The organism is Brevibacillus jepli (assembly GCF_047229145.1).
Lineage (GTDB): Bacteria > Bacillota > Bacilli > Brevibacillales > Brevibacillaceae > Brevibacillus.
This window is the reverse complement of the sequence record NZ_JBFEFW010000002.1, coordinates 245,875-261,437: the sequence shown is the minus strand read 5'-3', so window position 1 is coordinate 261,437 and position 15,563 is coordinate 245,875. Positions and strand designations below refer to the sequence as shown.

Below are 15,563 nucleotides of genomic sequence, written 5' to 3'. Positions count from 1 at the left end.
ACACAGGCTTCTCGTTTTTTTGTAAAGCTACTTGTTGGAGGAAGGAGCAGCATCCCATGATTCAATATTATCGAGTCCTTCAATACTGTCCTTGTAGAACACAGGATCTTTTCCTTCTTTTTTCTGTTCCATATAATCATGCAGCGCAGCGTAGGCGATTTTCGATAACATCGCGATCGCAATCAGGTTGACAATAACCATGAAGCCCATGAACAAATCGGCCAGATCCCATACGAGCTGTACCTTTGCGACAGAGCCAAACAACACCATGGCCAGGACACTTAAACGATACAGCAGCAGCCATGCTTTGCTGGTCTTCAAAAACTCGATGTTGGTCTCACCATAGTAGTAGTTCCCAATCAATGTACTGAAGGCGAACAGGAACACCATAATAGCAAGGAAGCCAGAAGCCCAGGAACCGATATGAATGCTCAGTGCTGCTTGCGACAGTTCAATACCACTTAGTCCTTGCTGGGTGTAAGCACCGGACAGCAAAATGATGAAAGCCGTGCTTGTACAGATCACGAGGGTATCGAACAGAACACCAAATGCCTGAATCAGACCTTGCTTCACCGGATGGCTTGTTGTTGCCGTTGCCGCAGCGTTCGGCGCACTACCCATACCAGCCTCGTTGGAGAACAATCCTCGCTTGATTCCATGCATCAGCGCTGCACCAAGCGAGCCGCCTGCGATCTGTTCGAAGCCAAACGCGTTTTTCACAATCAACGTGAGGAGCTCCGGCATTTTTGAGATGTTCATGAAAACGATAAAGAGTGCCATGCCAATGTACAATACCGCCAAGACAACCACGATGTACTCAGACATTTTTGCGATGCGCTTCACACCACCGAAAATAATAGCGGCAAATGCGACAGTCATGATGATCCCGATTGTCAATCGATCAGTACCGAACGAATTTTCAAAGGCAATCGTAATGGTGTTCGATTGAACGGCATTGAATACGAGACCAAATGACAGGGTGATAAGAATGGCAAATAGGGCACCCATCCAACGTTTGTTCAGCCCTTTTTCCATGTAGTAGGCAGGACCACCACGAAAACCGTTCTTATCCTTGATTTTATAAATCTGAGCGAGCGTACTCTCAACAAAGCTGGATGCTGCACCGATAACCGCAATAACCCACATCCAGAAGACGGCGCCAGGGCCACCTAATGCAATGGCAATGGCAATTCCCGTAATGTTCCCTGTGCCGACACGCGCGGCCATACTAATCGCGAAAGCTTGAAAAGGGGAGATGCCACCGTCGTCTTTCGCTCTACCTTCTCTAATTGATCGGAGCATCTCCGGCAGCATGCGTACTTGCAAAAATTTGCCCCGGAATGTAAAGAACAAGCCTAACGCGATAAGCATGATAATGATAATATAGGACCACAAAAAATCGTTTATGGTAGCTGTTACATCGAGTAGGAATTGTTGCATCGTGTCACCTCGTAGCCATCATTATTTTTTGGTTATGCCATTTTCCTTAGTATGTCTAAAAAATGCTTACATCCCATTCGTGGGCAATATGTTTAAGCAGAGAAACGCCCGCAACACTGTTTCCACAACCGTCGATGGCAGGGCCAAAAATACCGATTCCACAGCCATCCTGGAACGGTGAATGGATTTTGCGGTTAGGAGGAACCAGAGTCATAATTCCACCAGATACGCCACTCTTTGCTGGTAGACCAACATTCGCTGCGAATTTGCCCGATGCATCGTACATGCCACATGTGAGCATCAGTGCTTTGGCCACGCGGACGACTTCTTTCGGGAAAACTTGTTCGTTGCGCAATGGATGGAAGCCATCGAGAGCCAATAGGAGACCGATCAAGGCGATTTGCTCGGTGGTTACTTCGATCGAGCATTGAGTTAGATAGACCTCCAGAGCTTCTTCCACTTCACATGCCAGATAGCCAGTATCTTTTAAATAATGGGCTAATGCGCGGTTTCTGTGAGAGTTTTCCCATTCCGACATAAACACTTCTTCGTTCACCACTGGCGTAACACCCGTAATTTTACTGAAAAATGCATACAAGTATCGCAGTTTTTGATCCGGAGATTGACCAGGGAGGAGCGAAGATGTCGTGATAGCTCCCGCATTGATCATCGGATTAAACGGCTTGCCTGGCTTGTTCATTTCTAGACGGATGATGGAGTTGAATGCGTCTCCAGTCGGTTCTACATCCACCCGATCCAGCACGTAAGGAATGCCATGGTGGCAGCATGCAGCAATAAAACTGATTACTTTGGAAATACTTTGCATGGTGAAAGGAACTTCCCACTCACCAGCTGTCAGCATTTTTCCTGTAGGTTCGATGATACAAATACCTAGTTGGTTTGGATCTGTTCTACGCAATGCAGGGATATAACTGGCACATTTTCCTACTGATGCCTTGGAACGATATTGTTCCACCCATTGCTGTAATTCATCCACGCGTAAAACCTGTTGAATCAACGCCTTTCCCCCCAATAAATCAAATACTCTGGCCTTCGCGAAAGGAAGAGAAAGCGCTTCCACGCTTCGCGAACATACATATATTGATCACTTTACAACCACCCTACAAAATAAAACAAAATCTCACAGATTGCTTCGTTTGAGGTTCACAAATTTTTTTAAGACTTGTCCTACATATGATTTCTCGATAAAAATAGATAGGGACATCTAGAACTCATATGGGAAGTGGAAGGCGTGCCTGTTCATGCACAAGCAAAACGAGATTGGTATATATTGGCACTCATGCTCATTACGGTCCCGTTGGCAGGGGAGTTGAAATTTTATCCCGTCAATGAGACTTTTCGGATTAGCTTTGGTGCTCCTACCTTTTTCTTCTTTTTATTACTGTTTCAACGAATCCCATCTGTTCTGGCTGGCTTCTTGACGGGCATCACGGTAGTTGGCTTTCGGATCTTGCTAGACCTGATGGCCGGGATTCATACAGCATGGGAAGCGTCCCTCGAAGCTCATTATTCTAGCTTTTTCTTTTATTTCGCTTATTCTGTTCTGTTTTATCTATTCAGGATTCGGCGTTTACACAGCAGAACGATCTTGATTGGATTTATGGGAATGGTCATCGAGGTATTGGCTGACCTGGTGGAGTTTTTATCACAGTATGTACTGCTAGAAACCGTACTTACATGGGGAGCGGTACAAGAGATGCTGGTCATCGCTCTCTCCCACAGCTTTATCGTGATTAGTTTTCTCAACATGATGAGGCTGTACGAAGCACAGTCACGAGAACAGCAGACAAGAAAACAGAACGAACACATGCTCATGCTGATTTCCACCCTGTATGAGGAATCGATTCATTTGAAAAAAACACTGCAAAATGCAGAGAGCATCAGTATGAAGTCATTTGAGCTGTACCAGGCATTGCAGGAGCTGCATAAGGAGAGGGTGGAGGGCTATGCAAAGCAAGCATTGACGATCGCTGGCGAGGTACACGAGATTAAAAAGGATAACCAGCGCATATTTGCAGGGCTTCTCAAACTAATATCCGATGAAAGCATTACCGATTACATGGATATCCATCAGCTCGTGGACATTATCATGCGCAGCAACATGAAGTACGCATCACTATTGGAGAAGGACATACAAATGACAGCGTCCATCACTGGCACACATCCGCTCTACCATGTTTTCATGATGCTCTCCCTCATGAATAATCTGGTGGCAAATGCAGTGGAAGCGATCCAGCAAACAGGAACCATTTCCATTGAAATCGATCGAGAAGGCGATCTCGTGAAAATCAGGATAAACGATGACGGACCGGGAGTACCTCCGCGGCGAAAGGGCTTGCTGTTCAAGCCAGGCTTTACGACAAAATACGATCGAACCGGCAACCCCTCTACAGGGATCGGACTGTCTTATGTACAACAATTGGTGGAACAATTGCAAGGTGAAATCTCCTTGCAAGATGGCATAGGAGGGAAGGGGACGACTTTTCTCATGCAATTACCGATTGATCCGATAACGAAGAAAGAGTGAGAAGATGCTGTTTTATTTAGTAGATGACGATGATGCCGTTCGCCTCATGCTGACGGAAATAATCGAGGACGAGAATCTCGGAGAAGTGGTGGGGGAAGCCTCTGACGGCTCAATGGTCGATGGTCATATGTTAACCGCGCGCAACGTAGATATTTTGCTGATCGATTTGTTCATGCCCATCCGGGATGGGATCGAGACGATTCGCCAAGTGAAGCCGACATTCACAGGAAAGATCGTCATGATTTCGCAGGCAGAAACCAAAGACGTAATCGCCCAAGCCTACGCACTGGGCAGTGAGTACTACATTATCAAGCCCGTAAACAAGATTGAAGTCGTGACGATTCTCCAAAAAGTCATTGAGAAAATCCGCCTCGAACGATCCATCCGAGACATTCATAAATCGCTGAATGCCGTCCTTCAGGTAGACCACCTGCCTGTTGGACAATCTCGTTTGCCTCAGGGAAAGCCACTTCGAGAGGCTGGTCAGTTTCTATTAGCGGAGTTGGGTATCGCAGGAGACAATGGAAGCAATGACTTGCTCGATATATTGGACTTCTTGCAAGGATACGAACAAACACATACGTTTAAAAATGGATTTCCAGCTATAAAAGAGATCTTCGTGGCAGTGGCGCAGACGAGGCTGGGAGTAGCTGCAGACGATCCACAAGTCGCCAAAGTCGTAAAGGCCTCGGAGCAAAGAGTCCGCCGAGCGATCTATCAGTCATTGAATCATTTGGCGTCACTCGGTCTTGCCGACATTTCGAATTGGAAGTTTGAGAACTACGCTTCGCAGTTTTTTGATTTTACGTATGTATGGAAGAAGATGGCGGAGCTAAAGAGCAATGCCGCTTCGTCGAGCTCAGACATTCGTATCAATATGAAAAAGTTCATTCAAGTGCTGTATGCAGAGGCGAAGCGGATTCAGTCCGAAGCGTGATGGTCCAGTACGAGGATAGTAGCAAGCCCTGATCTTGATGAGTAGGGCTTTTTTCTTTGTGTGTGAAGAACTGCTTTTTTTATTGACTAAACGTTCATTCAATAATAAAATGGGATCATATTCCAAATCTACAATTCACGGAGGGATACCGATGGATTTGTACTATGAGGTTTCAGGGGAAGGAAAACCACTCATTCTGTTGCACAGCGGTGGTGCTGATTTGCGGGACTGGACGTTTGTCGCTCCGGTTTTGGCGAAGCAGTACCAGGTCATACTCTTCGACGGACGAGGCTGCGGGAAATCTCCGTCTCCAACAGAACCAGCCAACTACGTCGATGATTTGCTGGCCATCATGGACCATTTCCAGCTGGAGGAAGCCACGCTCGTAGGGCATTCGATTGGCGGACAAATTGCAACCGAGTTTGCCTTGGCTTATCCGCAGCGAGTGAGTAAGCTTGTCCTCATCGCTCCTGGCTTGTCAGGTTATTCGCCTAGTAAGCCTTTCACAGAATGGATGCAGACGATTCAAGCGGCAGCACCGGACGTTGACCGCATGCTGGAGCTTTCCCTGTCTTCCTGCTCATACCGGGTCGTAATGGCAAGTCCGCAGAAGGACCTCATGGTGGAGATGATGAAGCATAATATAGCGAAAATGTTCGAATGGGCGACATGGGAGTCGGTATGGCCCAAGCCACCTGCGATTGAGCGACTTGGAGAATTGGCTGATAAAACATGTATTCTAACTGGTACGGAAGATGCCCCTGATTTGCACCGTATCGCCGAACATTTTAAAGAAGTTTTGCCAGAGCGCAGGGTGATCGAGATTATCGGTGCCGATCATAAACCGACGTTGACCCATCCTGAAGAAGTTTGTCGGGCTATCACTGAATTTTTGGAGGATTGACTGAACTGTGCCACGTACTCCAGCTGAGAATGAGCGTATTCGCCAAGCCGCGAAAGACAAAATCCATGCAGCGGCGATGACGCTTTTTATGAAAAAAGGTTACCACGCGACCTCAATCGACGACGTAGCCAAACAGGCCCAAATATCGAAGGGACTGCTCTACAATTATTACAAAGGCAAAGAAGAGCTACTCTCCGCGATGGTCGAGATTCGTATAGGAGAAGTCAGAGAAGTAATGGAAGCTGCTACGAAGCTGGAAACGCCGTCCGAACAGCTCCAACATATTGTCAAGGGTGCGATTGATAACGTCTACCAGCGTCCAGATGTCTATCGATTTTACTTGAACTTGCAGACCCAGCCGGAAGACGATCGCGTACTTGCCTCCTATCGAGAGCAATTGAACGAGGAGTCACGTAAGCAGTTTGAAGTGCAGTGCCGGATTTTTGAGCAGCTTGGCGTGAAGGAACCGAGGCTGAGGTCGATTTATTTTTCATCTGCGCTACAGGGTGCCATGCTGATGATGACGACTTATCCAGAGGGATTTCCTGTGGAAGAGATGAAGTGGCAGATTATTCGGGAGTATTGTAGCGGCTCTGCATAATCATAGACTTGTAATAGGTAAAGATGAGACAGGTGACAATATGAATTTGTTACAGACAGTTAATGGAGTTTATTCAAAGCTCTCGAGCATCGATGGAGTTGAATTAGATACATTAACTTTGACTGAACCAACGGATGCAAGTACTATCCAAAACATTCAGCATGAAATCTCGTTCGTTTTCCCTGAAACACTAAGGAATTTTTACTTGCATCAAGCAAGTTCGATCAAATTTAATTGGGAATCAAAGCTGAGAATTTTTGGTGACGAATGCAAGTTTGGTGGCATAAACCTTCTATCTCCAACTGAAATAGTAAGTTTTATAGATGAAATGCAATGGCTGGTAAAAGAATCGAAAGACAACCGTGATGAGTTAGATAACAATTTGGGCTTACAGGCTTTAGTGGATGATTGGCCGCATTGGCTACCCATCATTAGCTTTGAAAATGGTGATGCGTTTTGTATCGATAGACGAGATCATTCCATCGTTTTCTTAGAGCATGACGTTATGGATGGAGGACCAAATGTACACGGAGTAAAAATTGGGTGTAGTTTTGAAGATCTAATAAGGAAATGGTCTACTATTGGTTTCGTAGATATTTACGACTGGACAGATGGTACAAATGAGAGTGGAATAGATCTGCAAAATTCTATGTTTGAAAGCATAATCGATCAATTGAAATAACATAATCCCAGATGAGTAAACAATCACTCGTCTGGGATTCTTTTACTTATTCTATGGAAGACAAACGGAAGTTTCATCCTTTATTTCCAATCCATTCGAAGCAAATAAACAAAATATTTAAAATTGACAGAAATAAAGAAAACCAATATATTGGTTTTATGGATACAAACCTAATCAAACAAATCGAACGCCCCACCTTACGCGAACAAGTATACCAAGGCTTGAAGAAAGCGATCGTCATGCTGGAGCTAAAGCCAGGACAGCGAGTAAACGACAACGAACTGGCCGCTCAATTTGGCGTGAGCCGGACTCCTGTAAGAGAAGCGCTAAAACGATTAGAGGACGAAGGTCTCGTCGAATCCGTTCCGGGCTCTTTAACACGGGTAACACCCTTACTTGAAAAGGAGGCGAAGCATGCTTTCCCTGTAGTGGCTGCCTTGCATTCGTTGGCAGCTCGGTTGGCGATGCCAATGAAAACGGAGGACATCCGAAGTCTGGAACAATGGAATGAAAAGCTGCATGTTTCACTCGAACAGAAGGATGTGATCAAAGCGATTGAAGCAGACGACGGCTTTCACGATGTGATCCTCGAAGCTGCGGGCAACCGCGAAATTTACCTGGCACTTGAGCGAGTTGTACCGAAGATACGGCGTTTGGAATTTGCTCGGTTCGGTTCCTTAGAAGGGCTGGAATCTGTTGAGCAGCACCGTAGAATCATCGAAGCAATTCGAGAGAACAACAGTCAGCTGGTCTCTTCCATGATGGAGGAAAACTGGATCAACCTTGGCAGATTGCTTACGGACCATTCTAATGATGATTAGGGGGTAATGGCATGAGTACGGTTGAACTGAAGGGCGAAGTACATGATTCCAGTGTTTTGCAATGGGCGCGTTCCATTATTGAAGAGAGTCCGTCACACCGTCTGATTCAGCAAGAGATCGTCAATGCTGTCAACCGCAATGCGATTTGGCGAGGCGAGGAATGCTTGAATTTGCTCGCGCCAGAAGCACCGACTACTCCAATCGTACGCCAATTGCTGGCTTCTGAGGTGGGTACGCGAGCTGCGGAAGGACATATTGGCAGTACGCAGAGATGGTTTGCAGGGACGAAATATATCGATGAAATCGAAGCGCTATGTGTCGAGCTGTTGAAAAAAGTATTCCAAGCCAATTTCGCTGACCATCGATTAGTGGCGAGCATGATCGGGAACATGACCGTCTATGCGGCGTTAACGCAACCGGGCGATACGATTATGACGATTGCGCAGCCATTTGGCGGGCATTCCAGCAATCGGATGGACGGGCCTGCTGGCATTCGCGGTTTGCAAATAGTCGATGTCCCAATGGACCCCGTTGAGCTAACGGTTGATCTGGACGAGTTCGCCAAAGTCGCACGGCAAGTTAGGCCAAAGCTCGTTACACTAGGCGCGTCGATGACCTTATTTCCATTTCCACTGAAGGAGATGGCCGAGATCGTAAAAGAATGGGGCGGCCGCATTTATTTCGATGGTGCTCACCAGCTGGGGCTGATCGGTGGCGGTCAATTCCAGGACCCGTTACGAGAAGGCGCATGTGTGATAACCGGATCGGCTGGCAAAACGTTTAGCGGACCACAAAGTGGCATAATCGTCTGGAATGACCCGGAGCTATCTGTCCCGATTACAGATGCCATCTTCCCAGCACTCGCTGCGACGCATCAAGTGAACCGGGTAGCGGCACTGGCAGCAGCGGCGGCGGAGTTCCTCGCGTTTGGCAAGGAATACATGGCGCAAATCGTGACGAATGCACAAGCACTTGGAAAAGCTTTCGATGAGCGGGGGATACGTGTTCTATGCGCGCACAAAGGCTATACCCGTACACACCAAGTCATTCTGGACGTAAAACAGTTCGGTGGTGGTTATGAGGTAGGCAAGCGATTGGCAGAAGCGAACATTATCACGAACAAAAATCTGATTCCAGGTGACGGTCCTGAGGATTGGGACTTCCCAAGCGGTCTGCGTATCGGGACGACAGAAGTCACTCGCTTTGGTATGAAGGAACAAGAGATGAATACGATAGCGGAGCTTATCGAAAGCGTACTGTCAGGCAGAGAAAGGCCCGAGTCGGTCCGATCTAAGGTGATTGATTTGCGCAGATCGTTTAGCAAGATGCAATACTGCTTTCCAGAATAGAGTAGGAAAAGCACCGAATGCCGTAGTTCAGTTCTTGGCATTCGGTGCTTTTTCGAGTCGTGAGTGGACTCTCATTCTTGAAAATGATATTTTATTTAGTAAATAATCGATGGATACAAACAAAGAATGGGAGTCTAAACGGATGAGTACAGACCATAACAATTCGGATGTTACGATTGATCATACGACGAAAGAGCTGGCTCTTGTATTCGGTCAGTTAAAGCGGATCGGACATGTTTTCAGTCCCTCGAAAGAGCTCCGTCAGAGCGAATTGAATTTGCTTGTTCACTTGACTTACGTAAGCCCACCAGGCACAAATGGTGTCAGAGTATCCGAGCTCGGCAAGCAGTTGAAAATCACGTCAGCTGCTGTGACGCATGTCATTCAATCGCTGGAACAGCAAGGTTATATCTCCCGTACCGTGGGACCCAAGGATCGACGCTCCATTCTCGTAGCCCCTACCAAAGAGGGGTACGATTTTGTGGAAGCAAGAGAAAAAGAGCTGTTTGAACGATTTGGGCAGCTGCGTGAGCATCTAGGTACGGATGATGCACAGCAGCTCATACGGATCCTGTCGAAATCGATAAAATTCCTGTTAACTTATCAGGATAGCGATGAAACCAGACCATAGTTCGATTCGGAACTGTGGTTTTCTTATTCGTTTTGATAGGAACCCTCCGTTAATTCTTTAAGGATCGAATTCCCTGAGGGACTCCATTGTAGCTGTTGCCGAGCGCGTAATCCGGATACTCTCTGATTGATGCTGGCACCCCACGCGGCAGGTCCTAATGCTTTGGCCGCATCTTCATAGCTCCACGATTCCACTTTTTGTACACCAGCTATTTTGGCGACAGAAGTCATGAGGTCTTTTGTTGAGATCATTTCCTCGGATGCCGCATTGAATAATGATCCAGGCTGCGCCTGTGAATAGGCGAGTACGTATAGTCTCGCCAAGTCATCGACATCAATGGTAGACCATGCCTGTTGTCCATCATGGATGTAGTTGGCAGATTGAGTTAGCTTCGTCCTGCGAATCGTAGCTTGGACGAGTCCACCGCCACGACCGTATACAAGTGTTGGCCGAATGACGACCGAGCGAATATTGCGCTGGGCAGCTCCTAACACTTCCTGCTCCTGGTTCGCTTTCCATTGCAGAAAAGGCAAGGGATGAAGGGGGGAGTCCTCATCCACGATATTTTCGTACGTATCGTTGTAGATGAGCGTTCCACTCGTATAGATAAAAGGGTTCCCTGTGCCTTCCAAACCTTCTAGCATAGCCTGAACTGCTCCTACATCGAGCTTTTCCATATCGGGAGTATGCGAGATCGCCATATGAATGACACCGTCGAAATTTTTTACACTTTCTGCAAGTAGTTTGGTATCCGCAAGATCGCCAACAATAGGGATAAACCCTTGTGCGTGCAACAGCTTTGCATTCTCTTCTGATCGAACAAGGCCAGCAACCTGATACCCCAGGGCCTGAAAATGCTCGGCAACTACTGATCCGACATAACCTGTCATTCCTGTAAGGAAAACATTCATGACAATACCTCCTTGATAAACATTTAATTTAGTAACTAAATTATTTAGTAACTATAAAGCGATGTCAATACCATTTGCAATTAACTGAATATTGACAAAACGAATTCTGGGTGTTATTTTCACATTAGGAAAACGTTTACCCGTTACATAGAAAGTGAGTGAAGAACCATTACTGTCACCATTAAAGACATCGCACAACTCGCCAACGTTTCCATCGCGACTGTTTCGCGCGTGTTGAATAATTCCAAGCCAGTCCGACCAGAGCTGCGGGAAAGAGTGTTGAAAATCGTCCAAGAGACGGGCTTCCAGCCAAATGCGATTGCGAGGAGCTTGGTCAGCAAGGAAACCCGGATCATCGGGGTGATGATTCCCGACATCTCCAACAACTTTTACTCCAATCTCATTTACGGGATCGACAGCGTCATTAGCGAATACGACTACAGCATGTTCCTGGCGATATCCGACGAAGTGGTGGATAAAGAACTCAAGTACTTGCGCCTGTTCAAAGAAAAACAAATCGATGGCGTTATTATCGCAAGTATTCATTTCCTGGAGGGCAATATCCAGACGCTGCAAGAGATTCAAGTTCCCCTCGTCGTAACCGGCCACGATTTGCCTGGCTATCAGATTCCGACGGTCAACGTTAACAATGTGCAAGCCTCCTACGACGCTACCGCGTATCTCATTGCACAAGGTCACCGCAAGATTGCGTGTATATCTGGTCCATTGTGGGACCCGCCGTGCGGTCTCGATCGCATGGGGGGCTACCGTAAGGCCATGCGGGCACATGATTTGCCGATCCATGAGGGATTTGTAGTGGAAGGGGAATTCACGGCCAAAAGCGGGTACGAAGCGATGCGACGTATCTGTGAGGAAAAAATTCGTCCAACAGCCGTCTTCGTCGCAACAGACTTGATGGCGGTGGGTGTCCTCAATTACTTATACGACCATGGTATCCGTGTGCCAGAAGATATCTCTGTCATGGGCTTCGACAATTTGGAGCTAGCCTCACTTTCCCGCCCCATGCTGACTACCGTGCACAATGACCCGTTTATGTACGGAAAAGCCGCAGCAGAACAACTACTCAGACAAATCCGCAATGAATCTGTAGAGAGAATGAGCACCGTCCCACACCATCTCGTCATTCGCCAAACTGTAAGCGCTTTACTTGACTGAGGCAACAAGTCCTGCCATATAGATGAATGAAACGAGTTTACGCATTCAAAAGGGGTGAAGAGATATGAAGCTTGGCGTATTTACGGTTCTTTTTAGCGAGAAGTCGTTCGAAGAAATGCTGGATCATGTGAAGGATGCCGGGTTAGAAGCGGTGGAAATCGGCACGGGCTGCTATCCGGGCCAAGCACACTGCAATCTGGATGAGCTGTTGGAAAGTCCACAGAAACGACACGCGTACAAAAAAGCAGTAGAGGATCGGGGGTTGATGATCAGCGCGCTCAGCTGTCACGGCAATCCGTTGACGCCAGAAAAGAGTTTTGCTCAACAGTCCCACGATACGTTTATCAAAACGGTACAGCTAGCAGAAATGCTAGAGGTTCCTGTGGTCAATTGCTTTTCTGGAACGGCAGGCGATCATGATGGCGCGAAGTACCCGAGCTGGCCTGTCGCGCCTTGGCCAAACGAGTATCGCGACGTGCTGAACTGGCAGTGGAACGAGAAGCTCATCCCGTACTGGCGCGAGTGGGCAGCGTATGCGACCGACCATCATGTCAAGGTTGCGTTAGAGCTCCATGGCGGCTTCCTCGTCCACACGCCAGGGACACTGCTGAAGCTCCGGGAGCAGGTAGGTGAAGGAATCGGGGCAAACTTCGATCCAAGTCATATGTGGTGGCAAGGTATTGATCCGGTAGCGGCGATCAAAATCTTGGGTAAAGAAAAAGCTATCTATCATTTCCATGCGAAAGACACGTATATTGACCAGGAAAAAGTAAACATGTACGGGCTGACGGATATGAATTCCTACGCTAATCTCAATGAACGTGCCTGGTATTTCCGAACAGTAGGCTATGGGCATTCGCAGCAGACATGGGCTGACATGATGAGTGCATTGCGCATGAATGGCTACGATTATGTTGTGAGCATCGAGCACGAGGATGCGATCATGTCGATTGAAGAAGGCTTCCAGCGCGCTATTCAAAACCTGAAGCAAGTCATTTTGCGAGAACCAGTCCAGAATCTATGGTGGGTGTAGGAGGGAGAAAATGACTGACAAACGCAAATGGAAAATCGGCATCATTGGTGCAGGCGGGATTACAGAAGCTCATCTGGAGGCTATTCAGGAAGAGCCACGAGCAGAAGTAGTCGCAATCGCTGATATTTCCGCAGAAATGGCTTCCTATCGCGCGAAACGCCATGACATTCCGCACGTTTTCACTGATTACGAGACCATGCTTCAAGAGTCGGATACGGACGCGATCATTGTATGTCTTCCGAATTACTTGCATGCGGAAGCAACCATAAGTGCACTGGCAGCAGGCAAACACTTGTTGTGCGAGAAGCCGATGGCGATGAACGCCCAGCAGGCAGAGGAAATGATCGAAGCGGCGAAGAATGCAGACAAAATCCTCATGGTGGCACAAAACAACCGATTCCGAAGCGACGCCCAGCAAGTCAAAGCATGGCTAAAGGAAGGAAAGCTGGGAAACATTTATCACGTCAAGACTGGTTGGGTCAGGCGAAATGGGATTCCGGGATGGGGCAGCTGGTTTACGCAAAAAGAATTGGCAGGCGGAGGTCCCTTGATTGACATCGGGGTACATATGCTGGATTTGACCTTATGGCTCCTGGATCATCCAAAGCCTGTGTCCGTCCTCGGCCAAACGTATGCGCAATTCGGCCCTCACAAACGCGGCTTGTCAGAGTGGGGCAGAAGAGATGATAACGGAAAGTTTGATGTGGAAGACATGGCAGTGGCGATGATCACCTTTGACAATGGAATGTCGCTTACACTAGATGCCAGCTGGGCTTCTCACATCGATAAGGAAAACGTTTTCCTACAACTTTATGGACAAGAGGGTGGGGCATCACTTGGTTTATTGGATAACCAATTCTCGCTCTATCACGAATGGAACGGGGTGACTGCCTCGACTGAATTGACGCCAAAGCCCCAGAAAGAACGCGTACAGTTATTCCGTAATTTCATCGACGCGATCGAAGGGAAGGCTGAGGTCCTCTGCACACCGGAGCATGCTTTGTACATTAACAGGTTGATCGAAGCCATCTACGCATCTGCCCAAAAAGGCGAAGCAGTTCGTTTATAAAGATGATCATAGGGGGTTTACTTAGATGAAAGTTAGCAAAAGACTTGCATCCGTTGGACTTACCTTATTAATGGCGTTCTCGTTGGCAGCATGTTCGTCCGTACCTCAGCAAGCATCTACAGATACGACCCCATCACAGCCTGCGACACCTTCCACCACAGAGGCACCCAAAACGGAGCCGGCACAACCTTCAGCCGAAAAAATCAAGCTCGTCTACGCTCGCGGCAAAGACGCGACGGATTCCACCAAAAAGCTCGTTGAAGCCTTCCAGAAAGTTCATCCCAATATCGAAGTAGAAATCCGCGAAATGCCTGCTGATTCCGGTCAAAGCCATGATCAGTACGTCACAATGTTCAGTGCACAATCCTCCGAAATCGACGTGTTTGACCTGGATGTAATCTGGCCAGCTGAATTCGCACAAGCAGGTTATTTGCTGCCGCTCGACCGACTGATGGAGCAAGACGGCATCGAGACAGGTAAATATATTAAGGGCGCCATGGATGCCGGGAACTTTGGCGGGCAGCAATGGACCATGCCGAAGTTTATCGACGCCGGCCTCTTGTTTTATCGAAAAGATCTCGTAGCCGAAGCGCCTAAAACGTGGGATGACCTGATTGCTCAAGCGAAAGCCACAAAGGGCAAGGGTGGCACGAAGTTTGGTTACTTGATGCAAGCCAAGCAATACGAAGGACTGGTGTGCAACTTCGTAGAGTTTAGTGCATCGTATGGCGGAAAAATTTTGGATGAACAGGGCAAGGTTGCAGTGAACAATCCAGCTACGATTAAAGGTTTGAATAAAATGATCGAGGTTGTCAAATCTGATTTCGTCCCAACCAATATCACCACATTCATGGAGCCGGAATCTCACACTGCATTCCTAGAGGGGCAAGCTCCCTTTATCCGTAACTGGCCGTACCAGTTCGCGTTGGCACAGGATCAAGCCCAGTCCAAAATCGTTGACCAAGTCGCGATTGCACCACTTCCAGCAGGCGATGCGGGCTCTGCAGCAGCACTCGGCGGTTGGATGGGCGGAATCAACAAGTTCTCGAAGCATCCGAAGGAAGCATGGGAATTCCTCAAATTCATGACAGGGCCAGAAGGTCAAAAAATATCCGCGGTTGAAGGCGGGCTCGCACCAACATACCTGCCAGCCTACGATGATGCTGATGTACAAAAGGCAAGTCCATTGTTTGCCAATAAAGATTTCGTCGATGGCGTAAGCGCTGCGGTTTCGCGCCCAACGACTCCGATCTATCCGAAAATTTCGGAAGTGATCCAGATTGAAGTGTCCAAAGCTCTGGCAGGGCAGCAAACAGCTGAGCAAGCGGTACAAAACATGGAGACACAAATGAACGAACTGATGAAAAAATAACCAGAAAAAGAAATGTGCTTCCGAGGGGGCCGAATTGGCTTCCTTGGAAGCTACATAACGGTGGTAGGCACAAGCATGCTTGAAGCGGG

At 47.6% G+C, this 15,563-nt stretch carries 15 protein-coding genes; 12 read left to right on the top strand and 3 right to left on the bottom strand.

The genetic code is table 11. The annotated features are described in order from the left end of the window. Positions 1 to 27: 27 nt before the first annotated feature. On the bottom strand, positions 28 to 1,440 hold the full coding sequence (locus AB1L17_RS03245) for an alanine/glycine:cation symporter family protein (protein WP_412844095.1): 1,413 nt from the start codon (positions 1,438 to 1,440) through the stop codon (positions 28 to 30). 55 nt (positions 1,441 to 1,495) lie between these two features. Beyond that, a complete protein-coding gene (locus AB1L17_RS03240; RefSeq protein ID WP_412844094.1) occupies positions 1,496 to 2,473 on the bottom strand; it encodes a glutaminase in 978 nt (325 codons plus the stop codon). A 267-nt stretch (positions 2,474 to 2,740) separates the two neighbouring features. Between AB1L17_RS03240 and AB1L17_RS03235 the strand changes: the two genes are divergently transcribed. From AB1L17_RS03235 to AB1L17_RS03200, 8 genes are all read left to right on the top strand, one after another. Next, positions 2,741 to 3,988 carry a sensor histidine kinase gene (locus tag AB1L17_RS03235; protein ID WP_412844128.1) on the top strand — a complete coding sequence of 416 codons (1,248 nt, stop codon included), beginning with the start codon at positions 2,741 to 2,743 and terminating at the stop codon, positions 3,986 to 3,988. Positions 3,989 to 3,992: 4 nt separating this feature from the next. Beyond that, positions 3,993 to 4,925: a response regulator gene (locus AB1L17_RS03230; RefSeq protein WP_412844093.1), complete on the top strand. Its 933-nt coding sequence runs from the start codon at positions 3,993 to 3,995 to the stop codon at positions 4,923 to 4,925. Between the two features lie 151 nt (positions 4,926 to 5,076). After that, positions 5,077 to 5,829, top strand: coding sequence for an alpha/beta fold hydrolase (locus tag AB1L17_RS03225; protein WP_412844092.1), 753 nt, complete (start codon positions 5,077 to 5,079; stop codon positions 5,827 to 5,829). Between the two features lie 7 nt (positions 5,830 to 5,836). After that, positions 5,837 to 6,430: a TetR/AcrR family transcriptional regulator gene (locus AB1L17_RS03220; protein ID WP_412844091.1), complete on the top strand. Its 594-nt coding sequence runs from the start codon at positions 5,837 to 5,839 to the stop codon at positions 6,428 to 6,430. A 40-nt stretch (positions 6,431 to 6,470) separates the two neighbouring features. Next, on the top strand, positions 6,471 to 7,112 hold the full coding sequence (locus AB1L17_RS03215; RefSeq protein ID WP_412844090.1) for an SMI1/KNR4 family protein: 642 nt from the start codon (positions 6,471 to 6,473) through the stop codon (positions 7,110 to 7,112). A 158-nt stretch (positions 7,113 to 7,270) separates the two neighbouring features. Next, on the top strand, positions 7,271 to 7,933 hold the full coding sequence (locus AB1L17_RS03210) for a GntR family transcriptional regulator (protein WP_412844089.1): 663 nt from the start codon (positions 7,271 to 7,273) through the stop codon (positions 7,931 to 7,933). A gap of 11 nt (positions 7,934 to 7,944) precedes the next feature. Continuing rightward, positions 7,945 to 9,282, top strand: coding sequence for a serine hydroxymethyltransferase (glyA, locus tag AB1L17_RS03205; RefSeq protein WP_412844088.1), 1,338 nt, complete (start codon positions 7,945 to 7,947; stop codon positions 9,280 to 9,282). Positions 9,283 to 9,424: 142 nt separating this feature from the next. After that, on the top strand, positions 9,425 to 9,913 hold the full coding sequence (locus tag AB1L17_RS03200) for a MarR family winged helix-turn-helix transcriptional regulator (RefSeq protein ID WP_412844087.1): 489 nt from the start codon (positions 9,425 to 9,427) through the stop codon (positions 9,911 to 9,913). A gap of 23 nt (positions 9,914 to 9,936) precedes the next feature. On the opposite strand, the gene AB1L17_RS03195 is transcribed toward AB1L17_RS03200, so the two are convergent. Next, the gene (locus AB1L17_RS03195; RefSeq protein WP_412844086.1) at positions 9,937 to 10,824 is read right to left on the bottom strand and encodes an NAD-dependent epimerase/dehydratase family protein; all 888 of its coding nucleotides are present in this window, start codon (positions 10,822 to 10,824) and stop codon (positions 9,937 to 9,939) included. Positions 10,825 to 10,992: 168 nt separating this feature from the next. Here AB1L17_RS03195 and AB1L17_RS03190 point away from each other — a divergent pair, with 168 nt between their 5' ends. The 4 genes from AB1L17_RS03190 (at position 10,993) to AB1L17_RS03175 (ending at position 15,474) form a co-directional block, all read left to right on the top strand. Continuing rightward, the gene (locus tag AB1L17_RS03190) at positions 10,993 to 12,000 is read left to right on the top strand and encodes a LacI family DNA-binding transcriptional regulator (protein ID WP_412844127.1); all 1,008 of its coding nucleotides are present in this window, start codon (positions 10,993 to 10,995) and stop codon (positions 11,998 to 12,000) included. A gap of 64 nt (positions 12,001 to 12,064) precedes the next feature. Then, positions 12,065 to 13,033: a sugar phosphate isomerase/epimerase family protein gene (locus tag AB1L17_RS03185; protein WP_412844085.1), complete on the top strand. Its 969-nt coding sequence runs from the start codon at positions 12,065 to 12,067 to the stop codon at positions 13,031 to 13,033. 10 nt (positions 13,034 to 13,043) lie between these two features. Continuing rightward, on the top strand, positions 13,044 to 14,102 hold the full coding sequence (locus AB1L17_RS03180) for a Gfo/Idh/MocA family protein (protein ID WP_412844084.1): 1,059 nt from the start codon (positions 13,044 to 13,046) through the stop codon (positions 14,100 to 14,102). A gap of 25 nt (positions 14,103 to 14,127) precedes the next feature. After that, the gene (locus AB1L17_RS03175) at positions 14,128 to 15,474 is read left to right on the top strand and encodes an extracellular solute-binding protein (RefSeq protein WP_412844083.1); all 1,347 of its coding nucleotides are present in this window, start codon (positions 14,128 to 14,130) and stop codon (positions 15,472 to 15,474) included. Positions 15,475 to 15,563 lie beyond the last annotated feature (89 nt).